The organism is Paenalcaligenes sp. Me131 (genome assembly GCF_050487225.1).
Taxonomy (GTDB): domain Bacteria; phylum Pseudomonadota; class Gammaproteobacteria; order Burkholderiales; family Burkholderiaceae_B; genus Paenalcaligenes.
In genome coordinates, this window is record NZ_JBKQGY010000001.1 from 1249048 (window position 1) to 1266708 (window position 17661).

18 protein-coding genes and 1 riboswitch are annotated in these 17661 nt (G+C 49.5%); of the genes, 8 read left to right on the forward strand and 10 right to left on the reverse strand.

Annotation, left to right across the window (positions count from 1 at the left end):
• Nucleotide 1 precedes the first annotated feature (1 nt).
• The 5 genes from ACLPHM_RS06155 to ACLPHM_RS06175 form a co-directional block, all read right to left on the reverse strand.
• Nucleotides 2-883 carry an ABC transporter permease gene (locus ACLPHM_RS06155; protein WP_430220370.1) on the reverse strand — a complete coding sequence of 294 codons (882 nt, stop codon included), beginning with the start codon at nucleotides 881-883 and terminating at the stop codon, nucleotides 2-4.
• 14 nt (nucleotides 884-897) lie between these two features.
• Complete coding sequence (locus ACLPHM_RS06160; RefSeq protein WP_430220371.1) at nucleotides 898-1812, reverse strand: ABC transporter permease; 915 nt, start codon at nucleotides 1810-1812, stop codon at nucleotides 898-900.
• On the reverse strand, nucleotides 1809-3284 hold the full coding sequence (locus ACLPHM_RS06165; RefSeq protein ID WP_430220372.1) for an ABC transporter substrate-binding protein: 1476 nt from the start codon (nucleotides 3282-3284) through the stop codon (nucleotides 1809-1811). The genes ACLPHM_RS06160 and ACLPHM_RS06165 overlap by 4 nt, the downstream gene beginning before the upstream one ends.
• Nucleotides 3285-3559: 275 nt before the next feature.
• Nucleotides 3560-4813 (reverse strand): polyamine aminopropyltransferase, encoded by a 1254-nt coding sequence (speE, locus tag ACLPHM_RS06170; RefSeq protein ID WP_430220373.1) that lies wholly within the window; start codon nucleotides 4811-4813, stop codon nucleotides 3560-3562.
• A 270-nt stretch (nucleotides 4814-5083) separates the two neighbouring features.
• Nucleotides 5084-5650 (reverse strand): TMEM165/GDT1 family protein, encoded by a 567-nt coding sequence (locus ACLPHM_RS06175; RefSeq protein WP_430220374.1) that lies wholly within the window; start codon nucleotides 5648-5650, stop codon nucleotides 5084-5086.
• A gap of 7 nt (nucleotides 5651-5657) precedes the next feature.
• Nucleotides 5658-5828: riboswitch (yybP-ykoY riboswitch) on the reverse strand.
• Nucleotides 5829-5980: 152 nt separating this feature from the next.
• Here ACLPHM_RS06175 and ACLPHM_RS06180 point away from each other — a divergent pair.
• On the forward strand, nucleotides 5981-6613 hold the full coding sequence (locus ACLPHM_RS06180; protein ID WP_430220375.1) for an FMN-dependent NADH-azoreductase: 633 nt from the start codon (nucleotides 5981-5983) through the stop codon (nucleotides 6611-6613).
• A 90-nt stretch (nucleotides 6614-6703) separates the two neighbouring features.
• Here ACLPHM_RS06180 and ACLPHM_RS06185 read toward each other — a convergent pair whose 3' ends face one another.
• The gene (locus ACLPHM_RS06185) at nucleotides 6704-7645 is read right to left on the reverse strand and encodes a DMT family transporter (RefSeq protein WP_430220376.1); all 942 of its coding nucleotides are present in this window, start codon (nucleotides 7643-7645) and stop codon (nucleotides 6704-6706) included.
• A gap of 148 nt (nucleotides 7646-7793) precedes the next feature.
• Between ACLPHM_RS06185 and ACLPHM_RS06190 the strand changes: the two genes are divergently transcribed.
• A complete protein-coding gene (locus ACLPHM_RS06190; protein ID WP_430220377.1) occupies nucleotides 7794-8276 on the forward strand; it encodes an Lrp/AsnC family transcriptional regulator in 483 nt (160 codons plus the stop codon).
• 97 nt (nucleotides 8277-8373) lie between these two features.
• Here the strand turns inward: ACLPHM_RS06190 and ribA are convergent, their stop codons facing one another.
• Nucleotides 8374-8973: a GTP cyclohydrolase II gene (ribA, locus tag ACLPHM_RS06195; RefSeq protein ID WP_430220378.1), complete on the reverse strand. Its 600-nt coding sequence runs from the start codon at nucleotides 8971-8973 to the stop codon at nucleotides 8374-8376.
• A gap of 231 nt (nucleotides 8974-9204) precedes the next feature.
• Here ribA and ACLPHM_RS06200 point away from each other — a divergent pair, with 231 nt between their 5' ends.
• Entirely contained in the window at nucleotides 9205-9582 is a 378-nt protein-coding gene (locus ACLPHM_RS06200; protein WP_430220379.1) for a hypothetical protein, read from the forward strand.
• Between the two features lie 81 nt (nucleotides 9583-9663).
• Here the strand turns inward: ACLPHM_RS06200 and purB are convergent, their stop codons facing one another.
• The gene (purB, locus tag ACLPHM_RS06205; RefSeq protein WP_430220380.1) at nucleotides 9664-11040 is read right to left on the reverse strand and encodes an adenylosuccinate lyase; all 1377 of its coding nucleotides are present in this window, start codon (nucleotides 11038-11040) and stop codon (nucleotides 9664-9666) included.
• 261 nt (nucleotides 11041-11301) lie between these two features.
• On the opposite strand from purB, the gene ACLPHM_RS06210 reads away from it, so the two are divergent.
• Nucleotides 11302-11919: a glutathione S-transferase C-terminal domain-containing protein gene (locus ACLPHM_RS06210; RefSeq protein WP_135865665.1), complete on the forward strand. Its 618-nt coding sequence runs from the start codon at nucleotides 11302-11304 to the stop codon at nucleotides 11917-11919.
• A 45-nt stretch (nucleotides 11920-11964) separates the two neighbouring features.
• On the opposite strand, the gene mnmA is transcribed toward ACLPHM_RS06210, so the two are convergent.
• Nucleotides 11965-13080: a tRNA 2-thiouridine(34) synthase MnmA gene (gene mnmA / locus ACLPHM_RS06215; RefSeq protein WP_430220381.1), complete on the reverse strand. Its 1116-nt coding sequence runs from the start codon at nucleotides 13078-13080 to the stop codon at nucleotides 11965-11967.
• A gap of 20 nt (nucleotides 13081-13100) precedes the next feature.
• Nucleotides 13101-14192 (reverse strand): 3-deoxy-7-phosphoheptulonate synthase AroG, encoded by a 1092-nt coding sequence (aroG, locus tag ACLPHM_RS06220; RefSeq protein WP_430220756.1) that lies wholly within the window; start codon nucleotides 14190-14192, stop codon nucleotides 13101-13103.
• Between the two features lie 415 nt (nucleotides 14193-14607).
• Here aroG and ehuB point away from each other — a divergent pair, with 415 nt between their 5' ends.
• Genes ehuB through ehuA form a run of 4 tightly spaced genes read left to right on the forward strand, consistent with a single transcriptional unit; the run spans nucleotide 14608 to nucleotide 17621 of the window.
• Nucleotides 14608-15465 (forward strand): ectoine/hydroxyectoine ABC transporter substrate-binding protein EhuB, encoded by an 858-nt coding sequence (gene ehuB / locus ACLPHM_RS06225; RefSeq protein ID WP_430220382.1) that lies wholly within the window; start codon nucleotides 14608-14610, stop codon nucleotides 15463-15465.
• Nucleotide 15466: 1 nt separating this feature from the next.
• Nucleotides 15467-16138 (forward strand): ectoine/hydroxyectoine ABC transporter permease subunit EhuC, encoded by a 672-nt coding sequence (gene ehuC / locus ACLPHM_RS06230; RefSeq protein ID WP_430220383.1) that lies wholly within the window; start codon nucleotides 15467-15469, stop codon nucleotides 16136-16138.
• The gene (gene ehuD / locus ACLPHM_RS06235; protein ID WP_430220384.1) at nucleotides 16138-16830 is read left to right on the forward strand and encodes an ectoine/hydroxyectoine ABC transporter permease subunit EhuD; all 693 of its coding nucleotides are present in this window, start codon (nucleotides 16138-16140) and stop codon (nucleotides 16828-16830) included. Before ehuC ends, ehuD begins: the two co-directional genes overlap by 1 nt.
• Nucleotides 16827-17621, forward strand: coding sequence for an ectoine/hydroxyectoine ABC transporter ATP-binding protein EhuA (ehuA, locus tag ACLPHM_RS06240; RefSeq protein WP_430220385.1), 795 nt, complete (start codon nucleotides 16827-16829; stop codon nucleotides 17619-17621). Before ehuD ends, ehuA begins: the two co-directional genes overlap by 4 nt.
• Nucleotides 17622-17661 lie beyond the last annotated feature (40 nt).

Here is a 17661-nt window from a genome sequence, read left to right on the forward strand (position 1 = left end):
GTCAGATATTCCGCAATTGAGGATCAAGCACGTCACGCACCCAATCGCCTACGATGTTGTAGGAGAACACCACAAACAAAATGGCTAACCCAGGCATTGTGGAAATCCACCATGCTGACTCTACGTAATCCAAACCTTCAGCAACCATCCCACCCCATGTAGGTGTAGGGGGTGGCACACCAGCGCCCAAGAAGGTCAGCGATGCTTCCACGATAATGGCCCAACCCACCTGCAGCGTCGCCAACACCAGTAAGGTGTTTGCCACGTTAGGCAAGATATGTTTGAACACAATACGGAAACCACCCGCACCCGCTACTCTGGCCAAGAGCACAAAGTCTCTGTCTTTCAGTGCTAGCACATCGCCACGTACCAATCGTGCAAAACGTGCCCACAACACCAAGGCCAATACAATCACCACCACCCAGAAGCTAGGGCCTACGGTAACGGCCAACACCAGCGCCAACAAAATGCTAGGAAAAGCCAAGAAACCATCGGCAGTACGCATAATCAAGGCATCTATCCAACCACCGCGATAACCCGCTAATAACCCCAAGCCAGTTCCCAATGCACCACCCAAAATAATGGTGACGATGGCAATACTAAGAGAGACCTGCGTACCTAAAATGATGCGGCTCAATACGTCACGCCCTAAGCGATCAGTACCCAAGGGGTAGGTCCAATCGCCCCCTTCCAAAAACACCGGTGCACGTAATGCAGCAGCGGGATTAATAGCCAATGGATCATGCAACACCAAATGGTCTGCAAAAATAGCCACCAGCATGGTGATCAACACCATCAGCAACCCTATCCACGGCGCTTTGCTTTGTCGTACCTGCATTACCATCTTGCGCAGACGGCCCACAGATGCAGTTTTTTGAGTCATAGAGGCTTGCACAATCAGCTCCTTACGCGGGGATCAATCAGGCCATAAGCCATATCCACCAGAAAGTTGATACCCACAATTAAAACGGTGTAGACCAGAACGGAAAGCTGCAACACAGGGAAATCGCGCCACAACGTAGACTCATAGGCCAAATACCCCAGCCCAGGCCACCCAAACACCACCTCAATTACCACGCCTGATGCAATGATGACGCCGTACATAAAGCCAATAAACGTCACCACAGGAATCAACGCATTACGTAAGGCGTGCTTCCACACCACTTTGTTTTCTTTCAAGCCTTTGGCTCGCGCCAACTTCACAAACTCAGCACCCAATACTTCCAGCATGGAGGAACGTAACAAGCGCACAATCCCCGCACTGATACTCCACCCCAAAACTAAGCTAGGCAGCACAAAGTGTTTCCACGACCCAGCCCCCGAACTGGGTAACCACCTCAAGTGCACGGCAAAAATCAGGATCAACATCACACTGAGCCAGAATGCCGGTGTGGATTGCCCTAACAAGGCAAAACTCATGCTGAACTTATCCCACCCTTTGCCTCTATTCGTCGCTGCTAACACCCCTAACGGGATACTGATAACAATGGCTACCACCAACCCTGCTGTTGCTAGAATAAGCGTGCGTCCTATACGTTCAAACACCAGCTCAGTAGCAGGAGCACCGGTACGGATGGAGCGACCAAAGTCCCCTTGTAAGGCATCTCCCAAAAAGATGAGATACTGCTGCGCTAGCGGTTTATCCAACCCCATGCGCTCTATGTACTCTGTACGCTCGGCTGGCGTAGAATCCGCCGGCAGCACCAAGTCAGCGGGGCTACCTGATGATCTCGCCAACACAAAAATAATGAGGCTGGTCATCAATACCGTCATGAACGCCTGAAACAGACGAACCAGAATCAACTTAATCATTGTCGCTCCCCTTCTGTCGTGAAGCTTGAAGGTGACACATTCGCATCGCGTATCTGTACACCGCTTAGATCTATGCCACCGCTAGGATGGGGTGTGAACCCGGTCACACGAGGCGACCAGCCCACCATGTTGTCCATGGCAAACAATGAGAAAAACGGTAGCTCGGCCTGCACTTTATGTTGAATACGGGCATAGGCTTGCTGCCGTTTCTGCACATCCAGCTCGCCTCGTGCACCATCAATCAAACTATCCATTTCTGAACAGGCATAGCCACCCGCATTAAAGCCACCTTGGCTGTGCAGTTCGCGCACCAACAACGTATCCAGATGCGGTCTGGCTGGTGTGCCTTGCAGGCAGATATCCCAACCACCACGCAAGTACATATACGGCCACCATGGCGGGTCGTCATAACCGGTAAATTGCACCGTCAGACCTATCGCACGCAGGTCCTTGCCTACCTGCTCCGCTACCTGTGAAAACGGTGCAGTATTGGTGGTCACCATACGAAATACGTGTTTGCTACTGACACCTGCTTCTTGCAACAACTGACGAGCTCGGTCTGGGTCATAAGCAATCGTTGGTGTAGTGACAAAAGCAGGATCGGAAGCTGCCAACATGCCATCCACTACTTCGCCTGTACCGCCTGTCACCGCGTGCATCAGCGCTTCACGGTTAATGGCGTGTGCTAATGCCAGACGTACTTTAGGAGTAGTCAGCGCACCCTTTTTGCAGTTGAAATACATCACACTGCGATGCTTGGAAGCTGTCAAAGCGGAATGCAGTAAGCCCTCGGCTGCTAACGCTTCGGCAGCCGACGATGGAACGCTTTCTACAATATCAATATCACCCTGACGGATTCTGGCTACACGCTGTTCTATACCGGGTGCAAACTCTAAGCGCACCTCATCCACGTCAGGAGCAGCGTGCACACCTTGATAGCCTTCAAAGCGGCTAAGTAGCACATGACTACCACGTTGCCATGTTTGTAGACGCAAAGGTCCTGTGCCACAGGGCTGATCATAGGTGTCGTCCACGATGTAGGTTCGCCATGCCAGATTGGGCAAAAACGCCGCATTGGGTCGTTTAAGCACAAACTCCAGCTCATGCTCGCTCAGTACATTGACGGCCTCAATGTCTTGATAATCACGAGTGAGCAAACTATCCGTGCCACCGTTAAACAAACGCGTGAAATTCCACGCCACCTTATGTGCATTGCACGCATTGCCATTGTGAAATGTCAGCCCTTTGCGCAACTGAAATGTATAGCGACGCAAGTCATCCGACACGCTCCAGCTTTGCGCGAGGTCGGGCACCAACTTGCCATCAAAATCCTGCTTCAATAAACCTTGGCAGGTGAGGCGCAAAATAGCCGTAGAACTACTTGAGTCTGAGTTAAACCCATTGGGTACCAACGCTATGGTTTCGTGCTTTAGCAATACCCTCAAACGGCGTGCTTTTTTGTCTCTTTCCATCCTTACTCCCCATCGCACCTTTATGTATTTTCTTGGTATACCAAGATTACACCAAAAAAATTTGGACAGGAAAACAAAACGGATCAGGAAAACCCTTATCGCCTATACAGCATTGATAAATAAGAAACTTCCGCAAAACAAAACAGCACAACACTCGTAAAAAATGCGCACAAAAAAACGCCTGAAACGGCATTACCGTCTTCAGGCGTTTCTTAACTACTGTATTTTTTAGATATGACTGCCTATCACAAGATAGTCACTCAACCTACTGCTTACTACTCGCTTACCACCAATTCTGGAAGCAGATTTTTGTAGTAGTTAGGCAAAGCAAACAACGCACCATGAATCTCGCTGTTGTAGTACTGCAGATCAGTGATATCACGATCGACCAAACGTTGCTCAATCACCTCTGCTGCTACCGCTTTAGGTGCCAAACTGTCTGACACAACGACTAACCCCCAGTACGAACCGTACAGCGGGATATGCAAACCAAAGGGGCTAACCTGCTCGAACACATTACCCAGTTGGCTAAGCATGCTGCGGATTTGCTCGGGTTCGTAGAATGGCGCACCGATGTGTAGCACGACTGCACCACCGGGTTTCAGAACCGCCTTGCAGGACTCGAAGAACTCTGTGGTATACAGCGGGCCTGCGGGAGTTTCTGGATCGGTAAGATCCAACAGCACCACGTCAAAACGCTGGTCTGTAGTACGCACGAACTCAGCACCATCACCCACCAATATATGGGCACGTGGGCTGTCTAAAGAACCACGGTTAATGTTGCGTAGGTGTTTGCGAGCTACCTCGATGACATCACTGTCTAAGTCCACAAGCGTTGCTTGTTGCACCGTGTCATGCTTTAAGACCTCTTCTAGTGCGCCGCCATCACCACCACCGATAATCAGTACAGAGCGTGGATCTGGGTGGCTAAGCATTGCTGGGTGCACCAGTGCTTCGTGATAGAAGAACTCGTCTTTTTCTGAGGTCATCAAACAGCCATCCAAACGCAGGGTGGTACCCAGCTCAGGAGACTGCAACAGCTCTAAATATTGGTATTGGGTTTGTTTGGCTAATAAGCGCTCTGGAAAACGGAAACCATACACCGCGTGTTGGTTCAGGTTTTCTAGCAACAACTCACCACTACCGACCGGGCCATGCTCGTCGCCACGCAAGAGATTATTGCGTTGCACTTGGCCAGGTTTGAAGGCTTCGATTAAGCCATCAATCAACATTTGCGCTTTAGCGGAGTTATCAGCACTAAAGTTACAGACATACACATCCAATGTCACACCGGCACGTTCAGGCCATGTGTGTAAGGCTAGATGGGATTCTGCTAAGAGCAATGTTCCGGTTACACCACCAGGTTCGCCCTGATACTCAGGAAACGTTACCCATTTCTCACCCACAATGGTGAGCGTGGAAAGTTCTGTCAGTTGACGACACAAAGCGGCTAAAGCATTCTCATCTACGAAGAATGCGCGGTCACCAGCGCACTGGTACAAATCTGCTGTAAGGTGCAGGCCTTGCATAAGACAATCGCTCCTTGGGGAAAGGAATCCAACCCGAAGATTGGGTTGAAAAAAGGCCGAAGCCAGCCGCTAGATCGCTAACATTGGCTTCTCATGAAAAACACATCACTATACAACAACATATAGCGAAATAAATATAAGTTTATTCAAAAAAAACAGCTTAACAGCAATTACATTCTTTTCCGTTGGAAATAGGATTCAATAACCGCAAATAAGCCTCAGATATCGCAAGATAGGGGGAGCAATTCCCCCATCTTTTTTAAGGTTGTTTTACCCCTGTATCGCACTGTATAGGGCGATTACACCCAAAATCAAAAACACACAGGCCGCTATGGCATGCACCAGTTTGACGGGTAAACGCTCAGCCAATTTTTGGCCAATAAAAATAGCGGGCACGTTAGCAATCATCATGCCTAACGTCGTTCCAATCACGACAGACCAAAAGGCTTCGTACTGAGCCGCCAACGCAACGGTGGCCAGTTGGGTTTTGTCACCCATTTCAGCCAAAAAGAAGGTACAGACAGTGGTGATGAATACGCCGTGCTTGGCAGTAATGCGAGTGTCGTCATCCAGCTTGTCCGGTATCAGCATCCAACCTGCCATCAGCAAGAATGAAATAGCCAAAATCCATGTCAGAACATGAGGATTCAATGCATCGGATAACCATGCGCCCAAAGCACCAGCTAAACCATGGTTCAGCAGTGTGGCTACCAGCACACCGGCAATAATAGGAAGAGGTCGTTTGAATCGTGCGGCAAGAATGAATGCCAGGAGTTGGGTTTTATCACCGATTTCGGCCAAGGCCACAATACCGGTAGAGACAAGAAAAGCCTGCATGATACATATTCCTGGCCGGATTTAGGACGATTGACTACGCCACCCCTCCGGCCATTCCGGGGATGATGTAGTCAAAGGTCTTGCCAGGCTATATGCTGCACATGCCATGCAAGTGAACTTGCAAGTGTGTTGACATGTACCTCTAGAAGAAGAGCGGCTACTCCCCAATGACGAGCGTCATCATAGCAGCTATTTCCAATAAAGGCCAACCGCTATCAAGCGCTTTTACTGTTGCATTTAAAGCAATTTCCAATTGCCATTGCAGACATAAATCATCACTTATAAAAATTGCATAATGAAGTCATTGATCCTTTTTTGGTTATCTACATCATGCAAACACTGCTCCACATCGATTCCAGCATCAACGGCGAAAAATCTGTATCACGCCAACTGAGTGCCTTTATCGTTCAACAATGGCTAGAGCGTCACCCCGATACTCGCGTGGATTACGTAGACCTCGCCGTATCCGCTCCTAATCATTTAAGCCAAATTGCAACAGGCTTCCGTACACCTGATATGCCCGCCTCGCTGTTAGAAGAAGCCGTACGTGAAGACGCCGTGTCAGAGCAGCTAGTTAGCCAATTCTTAGCGGCTGATGTGATTGTGATAGGCGCACCGTTTTATAACTTCACTATCGCTAGCCAACTCAAAGCCTGGGTAGATAGAATTTTGCAGCCTAGACGCACCTTCCACTACACAGCAAACGGCCCCGAAGGTTTGGCGGGCGGGAAGAAAGTGATTGTGGCCTCTTCGCGAGGTGGCGTGTATTCCACCTCTGAGCAAGGCATGGCAATGGAGCACCAAGAAAGCTTCTTGCGCGTTATTTTCGGTTTCGTAGGCATTACCGATGTGCAGTTCGTACACGCGGAAGGCACCGCAATGGGCTCTGATGCAGCCGCTAACGCGTTGCAAGCCGCTAAAGAGCAAAGCCTGTTCGTCTTGGACAGCATGGCTACCGCATAATACGCCTGCCCTTCTGCCATCAAAAAAGCCTTGGGTTTACACCTAAGGCTTTTTTATACACCACACACAGTGCTAACCTTCTTATGCAGATTAGCGACGATGCCCTCTACGCATGGCCACTGCAGCCAGCAGCATCGCTGTAAACACTAGACTCAGTCCTATGACAAAGAGCGTAGACAAGGTATTCCCCAGTAGCAGCACCGACGCCACAATCCCAATGATCGGTACTCCTAACGTAAAGTTGGACATCCCAAATGTACTGATGCGCCGCCCGTATTCAGCAGAAATCACAAAGCAGGCAGATGTGGCGATAGGGCCTATAAAAAACAGCAACTCTACTAACCGTTGATCAAATGTGATGGTAGTAGGTGCCCCTTCTAGCACAAAGGCAAACGCCGCTAAGGGGACTGTTGCCAACAGCATCTGCCAAGGTGCCAATGCCAGAGGTGAAGCTGACCAACTATGTTGCTTCACATGCAAGATCACTACAGCCCAACAAATCGCCCCTATCAACAAGAATGCAGAGCCCATCACCGCACCTGGCGCCTGCCAATCCATTTCCCAAGGGGAACAAATGGCGGCAATACCTACCAGCCCCACGATCAATGCCAACAATTGCAACCGTGTGGGAGCGTGTTTGAACAACAACCAACTGGCCAATACGCCCCACAAGGGTGTGGTGTAGGCCAACAGCACTGCCCTGCTCGTATCCACATGCGTCATTGCAATCATGCCTAAGCCCGTGAAGGTCATCATCTGCAATAAGCCCACACTGGCGACTATTGGCCAATCAGCGCGAGTAGGCAGCCTAAAAACACCTCGCACTATAGCCACGGCAAACAAACACACGGCCGCACTACCAAAACGCAAAGCCGCCAACCACAAGGGCGGCACCACATCCAACGCCAACTTGGTGGCTGGCCAACTTAGCCCCCATAAAACCACCATTAGCAATAGCCATGCTACGGTTCCTGCCCCAGCTAATGGGGTAGCAGTTTTGGAAGATAAAAGACTAGGATGTACGGTGCTCATGACTACAACTAAACAGTTGATTAACAAGGTGATAAACCAGCGAATAGTCTACCCATAAGCATGCGAAATTAATCTTCTCATTTTCTGTAATTAGCCTTAATATCGGTATACTTATCCTTTTTAAAACCAAATCCAGGAACAGTTAACCTTGAATGATATAGTGCTAGACAAAGCCAGCCTGCGCATACTGGATGAGCTACAAAAAAATGCCGAATTAAGTAATGCTGAATTAGCCGAGCGTGTAGGGTTATCGGCCTCGCCATGCTGGCGTCGTGTGGCAGACCTTAAGCAAGCGGGTGTGCTTAGAGGCTCTGTATCGTTGGTAGACCCACTAAAGCTTGGGCTTGCAGTAAACGTATTTGTGCACGTCACCCTTAAAAACCAAGATAAAAAGTCACTGGAAGTCTTTACGGATGCGATCAGCGAACGCCCCGAGGTGATGGAGTGCTACTTAATGAGTGGTGATGCTGACTTCATGCTGCGTGTGGTCATTCAAGATTTGCAGCGTTTCCAAGCGCTATTGCTAGAGTGCTTGACGCAAATACCTAGCGTCGCCAGCATCCGTTCTAGCTTTGCTTTAAGTCAGGTGAAATACACCACTGCCTTGCCTACTGAGCACTTGCGTGGCTAAGCTTCAGCCGCATAGCACTGCAACGCTTTGGGAATACGCATCACCCATAAAAAAGCCCTCTACATAGAGAGGGCTTTTTAAGTAATGCAGGCACTGCTTATTCTGTGGTCGCATCAGACGCCAGCAAGTGGCCTAATTTTTCAGCCTTAGTTTGCAAGTACCCACTATTAAACGGGTTACTCACGATCTGATGCGGTACGCGCTCAACCACGTTATAACCCAGCTCTTCCAAGGCTTTGGTTTTGCGAGGGTTATTGGTCATCACGCGTAGATCTTTAATGCCGAAGTGGTCCAGCATAGGTTTGCAAATATCGTAGCGACGCATGTCGGCTTCAAAGCCCAACTGCTCGTTCGCTTGTACGGTGTCAGCCCCTTGATCTTGCAACTGGTAGGCACGGATTTTGTTCACCAAACCAATACCCCTACCCTCTTGGCGCAAATACAGCACCGCGCCACGACCGGCTTCGGCTACGCGTTCTAGCGCTTTACGCAACTGAGGGCCACAATCACAGCGTTGGCTAAACAAGGCATCGCCTGTCAAACACTCAGAATGCACACGCACCAATACGGGTTCTGGTGTACTAATGTCACCAAAAGCGATCAACAAGTGTTCTTTATTCGTTTGATCATCAACAAAAACATGCAGATCAAACACGCCCCACGGCATGGGTAATTTACTGGAAGTAATATGGTTCAACAAAACAGGAAACCCGCAAAAAGACGTGTAGGCGAACTATTCTACCCAGCCCTACGTCATAGAAATGCCAAGCTATAAGAATACCATTCTTACCCTATCATCGCACTGTACGATTACCTCTTCGCGTCTTTAGAGCGTGCATTCACACTTTTTTGCGGTTATAGACTTGGCGCGCCTGCAACGTACTGCGTATCATACGCCTCAACCATTCTTTTTACGGAGCATGCTCTGATGAAACTACTGCCCTTATGCGTGGCTGGCACCGCATTATTGCTAAGTGCCTGCTCTACCACTAAACCCGATATTATCGATCCTCGTACCTTTAGGGCACAGGGCAACGAGCCCGGTTGGCATATAGATCTGCAGAACGGCCATGCAAATATTGCATTGAATTACGGTGACACACGCTACTCTAGCTCTGCTGCCCAAACACTTATTGGCTCTACCCAAACTCGCTACACTGGCCAAGGCCCTAATGGCGATTGGACACTGACAGTGATCAAGCAAGAATGTGCTGACACCATGAGCGACCAACACTACGAATACACCAGCATTCTTAAAACAGAGGGCATGACCTTACGCGGCTGCGGTAATTACATACAGCCCTAAATGCAATAAGCCCTGTACTAGACAGGGCTTATTTTTTGGCCTTGGCAACATTCTATGCTGCAACAAGGCTGATACTCGACCTTAAGCCAGTTTTGCCAACTTCTCGGCAATACCGATGTAGGTACGCGGAGTCAGTGCCAACAACTGCTGTTTAGGCTCGTCGGGCAACTCTAGACCTTCAATGAAAGCACGCAATGCGGCTTCAGTAATACCAGCACCGCGAGTCAGCTCTTTCAAGCGCTCGTAAGGCTGTGGCAAACCAAATCTACGCATCACAGTTTGCACAGGCTCAGCCAATACTTCCCAACATGCATCGATGTCAGCATCAATGGCTTTGGCATTCAGCTCCAATTTACCCAAACCACGCAAGCATGAATCGTACGCTACGATGCTGTAACCCAAGCCTACACCCAAGTTACGCAATACGGTGGAGTCGGTCAGGTCACGCTGCCAACGGGAGACCGGTAGCTTTTCGGACAAGTGACGCAACACCGCATTTGCCAAGCCCAAGTTACCTTCGGAGTTTTCAAAGTCTATAGGGTTAACTTTGTGCGGCATGGTGGAAGAACCAATCTCACCCGCTTTCAGTTTCTGTTTGAAGTAACCCAGCGAGATATAACCCCAAATATCGCGGTTGAAATCCAGCAAGATGGTGTTCGCACGGCCAATAGCATCAAACAACGCTGCCATCCAATCGTGAGGCTCAATCTGAATGGTCAGTGGATTTTGTGTCAGGCCCAACGATGCCAATACCTTGGCACTGAACGCTGCCCAGTCTGTCTCGGGGTAAGCAGACAAGTGAGCGTTGTAGTTGCCAGTCGCGCCGTTCATTTTCGCTAAAGGCTCAACAGCTTCTATGGCAGTAATTGCACGTTGCAGACGGTAAGCGACGTTGGCAAATTCTTTACCCATGGTAGATGGGCTAGCTGGCTGACCATGCGTGCGCGACAACATAGGCTGGTCAGCAAACTGGTGCGCATAGCCGCTAATAGAAGCGTGCACTTGCTTCAGTGTAGGCACAATCACCTGCTCACGAGCGCGTGTCAGCATCAACGCATGCGAGGTGTTGTTAATGTCTTCAGACGTGCAAGCAAAGTGGATGAATTCCGCTGCTTTTTCCAAGTTAGCGTCACCCGCCACTTGCTCTTTCAGCCAGTACTCTACCGCTTTCACGTCGTGGTTAGTGGTGCGCTCGATTTCTTTAATGCGAGTGGCATCCGCCTCTGAGAAATCACGCACCAACTTCAGCAGTTTTTCTTGTGTTTCAGCACTAAAGGCTGGCAGTTCGGCAAAGCCAGCTTGTGATAACGCGATCAACCACGCAATCTCTACCTCAACACGGTGCGCCATGAAAGCCGCTTCGGACAACAAGCCACGTAAAGCATTACAGCGAGAGCCGTAGCGCCCATCCAAAGGAGAAAGCGCATTCAGCGCAGAAAGATGATCAGCAATTTGCATGGTGTGAAGTCAAAGAAAAATAGCAAAACGCTATTCTACCATTGCCAGAGCATGCCTTTATCTACTCATCCCACAAGCAACAATCCGACCTACCCGAAAGCATCGACATTAACAAGGTGAAGTACATAGAGGGGGTATTTCTAGACATATAAACCACACTCTTCTGTAGTTACTCGATGCTGTATGCCCAGACAGGTGATTTAACATGTTTTCGCGTCCCTTCCTGCTATACTTTTCTCGGATTGGATTGATGTAATACCTATGAAACTTCTCGGTTCTCTAACAAGCCCCTATACCCGCAAAGTCCGGGTAGTGATGGCAGAAAAAAAACTGGATCATGAGCTCATACTGGAAAACGTATGGTCAGCTGATTCCGACATTAGTCGTTATAACCCCCTAGGCAAAATTCCTTGCCTGTTGGCTGACGACGATAGCTCCCTGTTCGACTCCCGCGTAATCGTTGAATACCTGGATACGCTTTCCCCGGTTGGTAGACTGATTCCCCAATCAGGCCGTGAACGTGCCGCTACCAAATGCTGGGAAGCTATTGCGGATGGCTTGCTTGATGCAGCCGTAGCGATTCATATAGAACGCAATCGTCGCCCCCCTGAGCTGTATTACGCAGATTGGGTTACCCGACAAGAAGGCAAAATTCATGCTGCTCTTGAGCACATGAACACTGCACTTGGCGAGCAGCCATTTTGCACCGGTATCAGCTTCACCTTAGCGGATATCGCCGTAGGCTGTGCCTTGGGTTTTCTGGATCTTCGACTGCCCAGCATTAACTGGCGCGAGTCCTTCCCAAACCTAGATCGCCTGCACGAGAAATTGTTAGAACGCCCATCGTTCTCCAGCACAGTTCCTCCGCAACAAGCCTAAAAAAAAGCACTGTATTTACACAGTGCTTTTTTTCTGTACTAGCGCTTAGCCTATTAGGCCACCGCCCAAACACACATCACCGTCATACATCACCACCGATTGGCCGGGAGTGACGGCCCATTGTGGTTCTGTGAATTCCAGCGACAACGTTTGGTCATCGCCTTGCATCAACATGCATTCGGCATCAGGTTGTCTGTAGCGTGTTTTAGCGGCGTACATGCCTTTGGCAGGCGCTTCCCCGGAAACCCAGCTCACGTGATCTGCTTTTAGTTGGCGATCCAACAACCACGGGTGATCGTGTCCTTGCACCACGTAAAGGGTGTTGTTCTCCAAATCTTTGCGTGCGGCGTACCATGCATCAGCCGTACCATCTGCATTCTGATGGCCTTTGATACCGCCTATACCCAAGCCCTTGCGTTGCCCGAAAGTATAAAAAGCCAAACCTACGTGCTGCCCTAAAACTTGCCCTTCTGGAGTTTTGATAGGGCCTGGCGCGGTAGGCAAATAGCGATTCAAAAACTCTCTAAAAGGACGCTCACCAATAAAACAAATACCGGTAGAGTCTTTTTTCTTGGCATTCGGCAATTGCAGTTCTTCGGCAATACGACGCACCTCGGTTTTAGGCAACTCGCCTAAGGGGAACAAGGTACGCGACAATTGCGCCTGATTTAGCCTATGCAAGAAATAGCTTTGGTCTTTGCTGCTATCTAAGCCTTTCAACAACTGGTACTGCGTACGGCCAGCTTCCTCAACAGCCCGCACACGTGCGTAATGCCCCGTCGCGATGAGGTCTGCCCCTAGGGACATGGCATGGTCCAAAAACGCTTTGAACTTGATTTCCGCATTACACAGCACATCGGGATTAGGCGTACGACCAGCCGAGTACTCGCGCAGAAACTCTGCAAATACTCGGTCTTTATATTCTGCAGCGAAGTTCACTGCCTCAATATCAACGCCTACCAGGTCTGCTACGCTGGCGGCATCTAGCCAATCTTGCCTAGACGAACAGTATTCTGAATCGTCATCGTCTTCCCAGTTTTTCATGAAGAGGCCGATCACTTCATAGCCTTGCTGCTTCAGCAGCCAAGCACTTACCGAGGAGTCCACACCTCCGGACATCCCCACTACCACACGACCTTTTTTCATGGATGAATGCTGCATAACACCTTACCGTTTCCTATTTAGGCTGTTTCACCAGCCTCTTGTTTGGCAGCCAACACGCTACGACGTGTACGACGCGCTTGTGCCAAACGCTCCATCACTGCAATGGAGCTTTCCCAACCTATACAACCATCGGTAATACTTTTACCGTAGGTCAACTCTTGGCCCTCTACCAAATCTTGACGGCCTTCTACCAAGTGGCTTTCTACCATCACACCAAAGATACGCTCATCGCCATTTTCGATTTGCTCACAAATCTCGTTAATGACTTCAGGCTGACGACGGTAGTCTTTGTTGCTATTAGCGTGGCTAGCATCAATCATAATACGAGCACGCAAACCATTGGACTCCATTTCTTGGCTAGTTTTTTCTACGCTTTCTGCATCGTAGTTAGCCGTTTTCCCACCACGCAAAATGATGTGGCAATCTTGGTTACCCGTTGTAGACACAATGGCAGAATGGCCGCCTTTGGTCACGGACAAGAAATGGTGTGGTGATGCCGCAGCTTTAATAGCATCTACAGCAATACGTGTGCTGCCGCCTGTACCGTTTTTGAAACCTACTGGGCAAGACAAACCAGAAGAAAGCTCACGGTGAACCTGACTTTCTGTCGTACGCGCACCAATCGCGCCCCACGATACCAAATCAGCAATGTACTGAGGTGTGATCATATCCAAGAACTCACAACCAGCAGGCAAGCCCAAGGAGTTCACTTCCAACAACAACTCACGTGCGGTACGCAGACCTTGATTGATGTTGAAGCTGCCATCCATATTGGGGTCATTGATCAAGCCTTTCCAACCCACCGTGGTACGAGGCTTCTCAAAGTACACACGCATGATAATCAGCAAATCATCTTTGAAACGTTGCTGCTCCACTTGCAAACGACGCGCGTAATCCATGGCGGCTGCCGTGTCGTGAATAGAGCAAGGCCCAATCACGACGACGAGTCGATCATCTTTGTCATGCAAGATGTCGTGAACCTCACGGCGTGTTTGGTGCACGGTAGAGGCTACTTCGGTGGAACAAGGGAACTCGCGCATGACATGGGCAGGCGGGCAAAGCTCTTTAATTTCTTTAATACGCAGATCATCTGTATTGTGCGACACGATTTCACTCCATTGAACTGTGCCGGTAGCAAATAAGTGCGGCACAAAAAAAGCCGCCTTTTTTGCTGGCGGCTTTTTTAAGGATTTCGTTTACTAGTTTGCGTGTGTAGCAGACATCCTTCCTAGCGCCAGCGGCCTCGGAAAAGCAAAAAAGTAAGCGAAAAAATAAGATTTCTGTAAAAGCATTCAATCATGCTAGCACAAAGAAAAATGCACTACAACGATAAATTGAACAAAGCGCAACACCCGCGCACATTCTACGGACACGCTTACGCGTGACCCATTTACTCACACTATGTCAACCTCAATTATTATCTATACATACAATTTGAACTGAAATCATTTTTCAGTGTACGATTTCAATGGAAATTATTTGCATGTCGCATTATTTTTCTGCGGCACCCAAAAGGAGTTTGCAATGAAACGTCCCCTCTTACGCTCAGCCATCGCCACATCGTTGGCATTGAGCTTTACCGCCCTCTTACCCGCTCACGCCGTTAGCGTAGAAGATCTACAAAAACGTGGCACCGTGCGCATTGCTGTTGCCAATGAAATCCCCTACGGCTATATGGACATGAATGGTGAAGCCAAGGGTCCAGGCCCAGAGGTAGCCGCTGCCATCATGAAAAACCTGGGGGTAGAACGTATTGAATGGGTGACCACTAACTTCGGCTCACTTATCCCTGGACTGCAAGCAAATCGCTTCGATATGGTAGCCGCCGAAATGGCTATCTTGCCTGAGCGCTGTAAACAAGTGCTGTACTCCAACCCTAACAGCTCGTATGGCGAAGGCTTGCTGGTTGCTAAAGGCAACCCCAAAGACGTGCACACCTACGAAGAGTTTGCCAAGGGAGATCACACTATTGCCATCATGGCTGGTGCAGACCAATTAGAAATGATGCAAGCCTTGGGCGTGGATGAAAGCCGTTTGGTGACTCTGGCCAATAATGCGGATGCTATTTCTGCCGTTTCCACAGGGCGCGCCGATGCGTATGCCGCCACCAGTTTAACCGTGAGCGAACTCGCTTCTAAAAGCGATAAAGTCGAACCAGCCGCTGATTTTAAAGACCCCATCGTCAATGGCGAACCAGTGCGTAGTTGGGGTGGTTTTGCCTTTGCCCAAGACTCAGAAAGCCTACGTGATGCAGTGAATGACGAACTACGTTCATTTAAAAGCACACCAGAATGGCAAGACATACTCTCGCGTTACGGATTTAGCGACACCGACATGAGCCAATCTAACGAGCGTACAACTGAACAGTTGTGCGCTGGCTAAGATGGATTGGTTTAGCTATTTGCCCCCGTTACTTGAAGGGGCTTGGGTTACGGTACAGCTCACGCTGTACTCCAGTGTATTGGGGCTGATCTTTGCCTTTGCTTTTGGGCTAGGCAAACTCTCCTCAAACTGGGTAGTGAAAGGCTTTTCCATCGCCTTTATAGAAATATTCCGAGGCACCTCGCTACTGGTGCAGTTATTCTGGCTCTATTTCGCTCTACCCGTACTAGGCGATTACCTAGGCATGGATCTACGATTGCCTGCCGTGGTGGCCGGTACCTTAGCCCTTTCATTAAACATAGGCGCTTACGGCGCAGAAGTTGTGCGCGGTGCCATACAGGCAGTGCCCCCAACGCAATTAGAAGCCGCCCTCGCCCTAGACTTCACCCCACGCCAAACCTTATGGCGTATTAGCGTCCCCCAAGCCATCCCAGAAATGATGCCCAGCTTTGGTAACTTGGCGGTTCAAAACCTTAAAGACACCGCCTTAGTATCCCTGATTAGTTTGGGCGATCTGGTGTTCAGGGCCGAACAAATACGCAACTTCACTCAAGACAGCACCACCATCTACAGCCTATTGCTATTTATGTATTTCGGTATGGCCTTGGTCTTAACCGCAGGCATCAAGCTCGTAGAACGCTACGTTTCGCGCTGGCGTCAGGGGGAACTCTAATGTTATTTGGTTATACCTGGAACACCAGTTCCAACTGGGCTTTTGCCGAATCCATTTTGCCCATCCTGCTACAAGGGATGGTGGTCACACTACAAGCCACACTATTAGGCTTTGTTGTCGCTGCACTGTTAGGGTTGGTGCTGGCTGGACTGAAAAGCGCCCCCTTTAAATGGATATCTTGGCCTGCCACCTTCCTGACAGAATTCATACGCGACACCCCGTTATTGGTGCAACTATTCTTTCTGTACTACGTACTGCCCGATTATGGCCTCGTGCTACCAGCTTTTCTAACCGGTGCCTTAGCGTTGGGGTTGCAGTACAGCGCCTACACCGCCGAAGTCTACAGAGCAGGCATTCAATCGCTGGCCAAAGGGCAGCTAGAAGCCGCTCGAGCGTTGGATATAGCACCGCTACGCACATTCACGATTGTGGTACTACCGCAGGCTATCCCACGGGTTATTCCAGCCTTAGGGAATTATCTAGTCTCTATTATGAAAGATGTACCCGTGCTGTCAGTAGTATCGGTACTAGAAATGTTGAACGTAGCAAAAATCATCGGCGATCGCACGTTTAACTACCTGATCCCCCTCTCTATGGTGGGAGGCCTATACCTGTTGATGACGTTGGTGGCCTCGTGGTTGATACGGCTACTGGATCAACGTTTACCAAAAGAAGGAATTCCACTGAAATGACTATTGCTACCCCCGACCCTGATGACATCATACGATTCGACGGTGTCAGCAAACGCTTTGGCGACCACACCGTATTGGACCAATTAGACTTTACGGTAAAGCGCGGCGAGAAGGTCACCATCATTGGTCCCTCTGGCTCAGGTAAATCCACCGTCTTGCGCATTCTGATGACCCTAGAAAACATCCAAGAAGGTGTGATCTGGGTAGCCGGGAAACCCTTGTGGCACCAAGTGGAAAACGACCAATTGCGTCCTGCTAGTGCCAACCACCTGCGCGACATGCGTAAGGAAATGGGCATGGTGTTTCAGCAGTTCAATCTGTTTCCCCACATGACGGTCAAACGCAATATCACGGAAGCACCTAGGCACGTGCTGGGCCTGAGCAAAGAGAAAGCGGATAAACGGGCTGAAGAGTATTTAGAGCTGGTGGGGTTGTCTGACCATGCCCACAAATTTCCGTGCCAACTGTCTGGCGGTCAGCAACAACGTGTTGCCATTGCTAGGGCGTTGGCGATGCGCCCTAATATCATGCTGTTTGATGAGCCTACGTCAGCACTGGACCCTGAGTTAGTAGGCGAAGTACTTAACGTCATTCAACGTTTGAGTACCAAGCATGACCTGACTATTTTACTGGTGACGCACGAAATGCAATTTGCCAAAGAGGTCTCGGATCGTGTGTGCTTTTTCGATCAAGGAAAAATGGTAGAAGAAGGCCCACCTGAGCAAATATTTGGCGCGCCACAACAAGCCAGAACACAAGAGTTCTTAAGCAGCTTTTTACAACACGCTTAACCCCTTCCTACCCCACACACATTACAGGCCCGAAAACCGG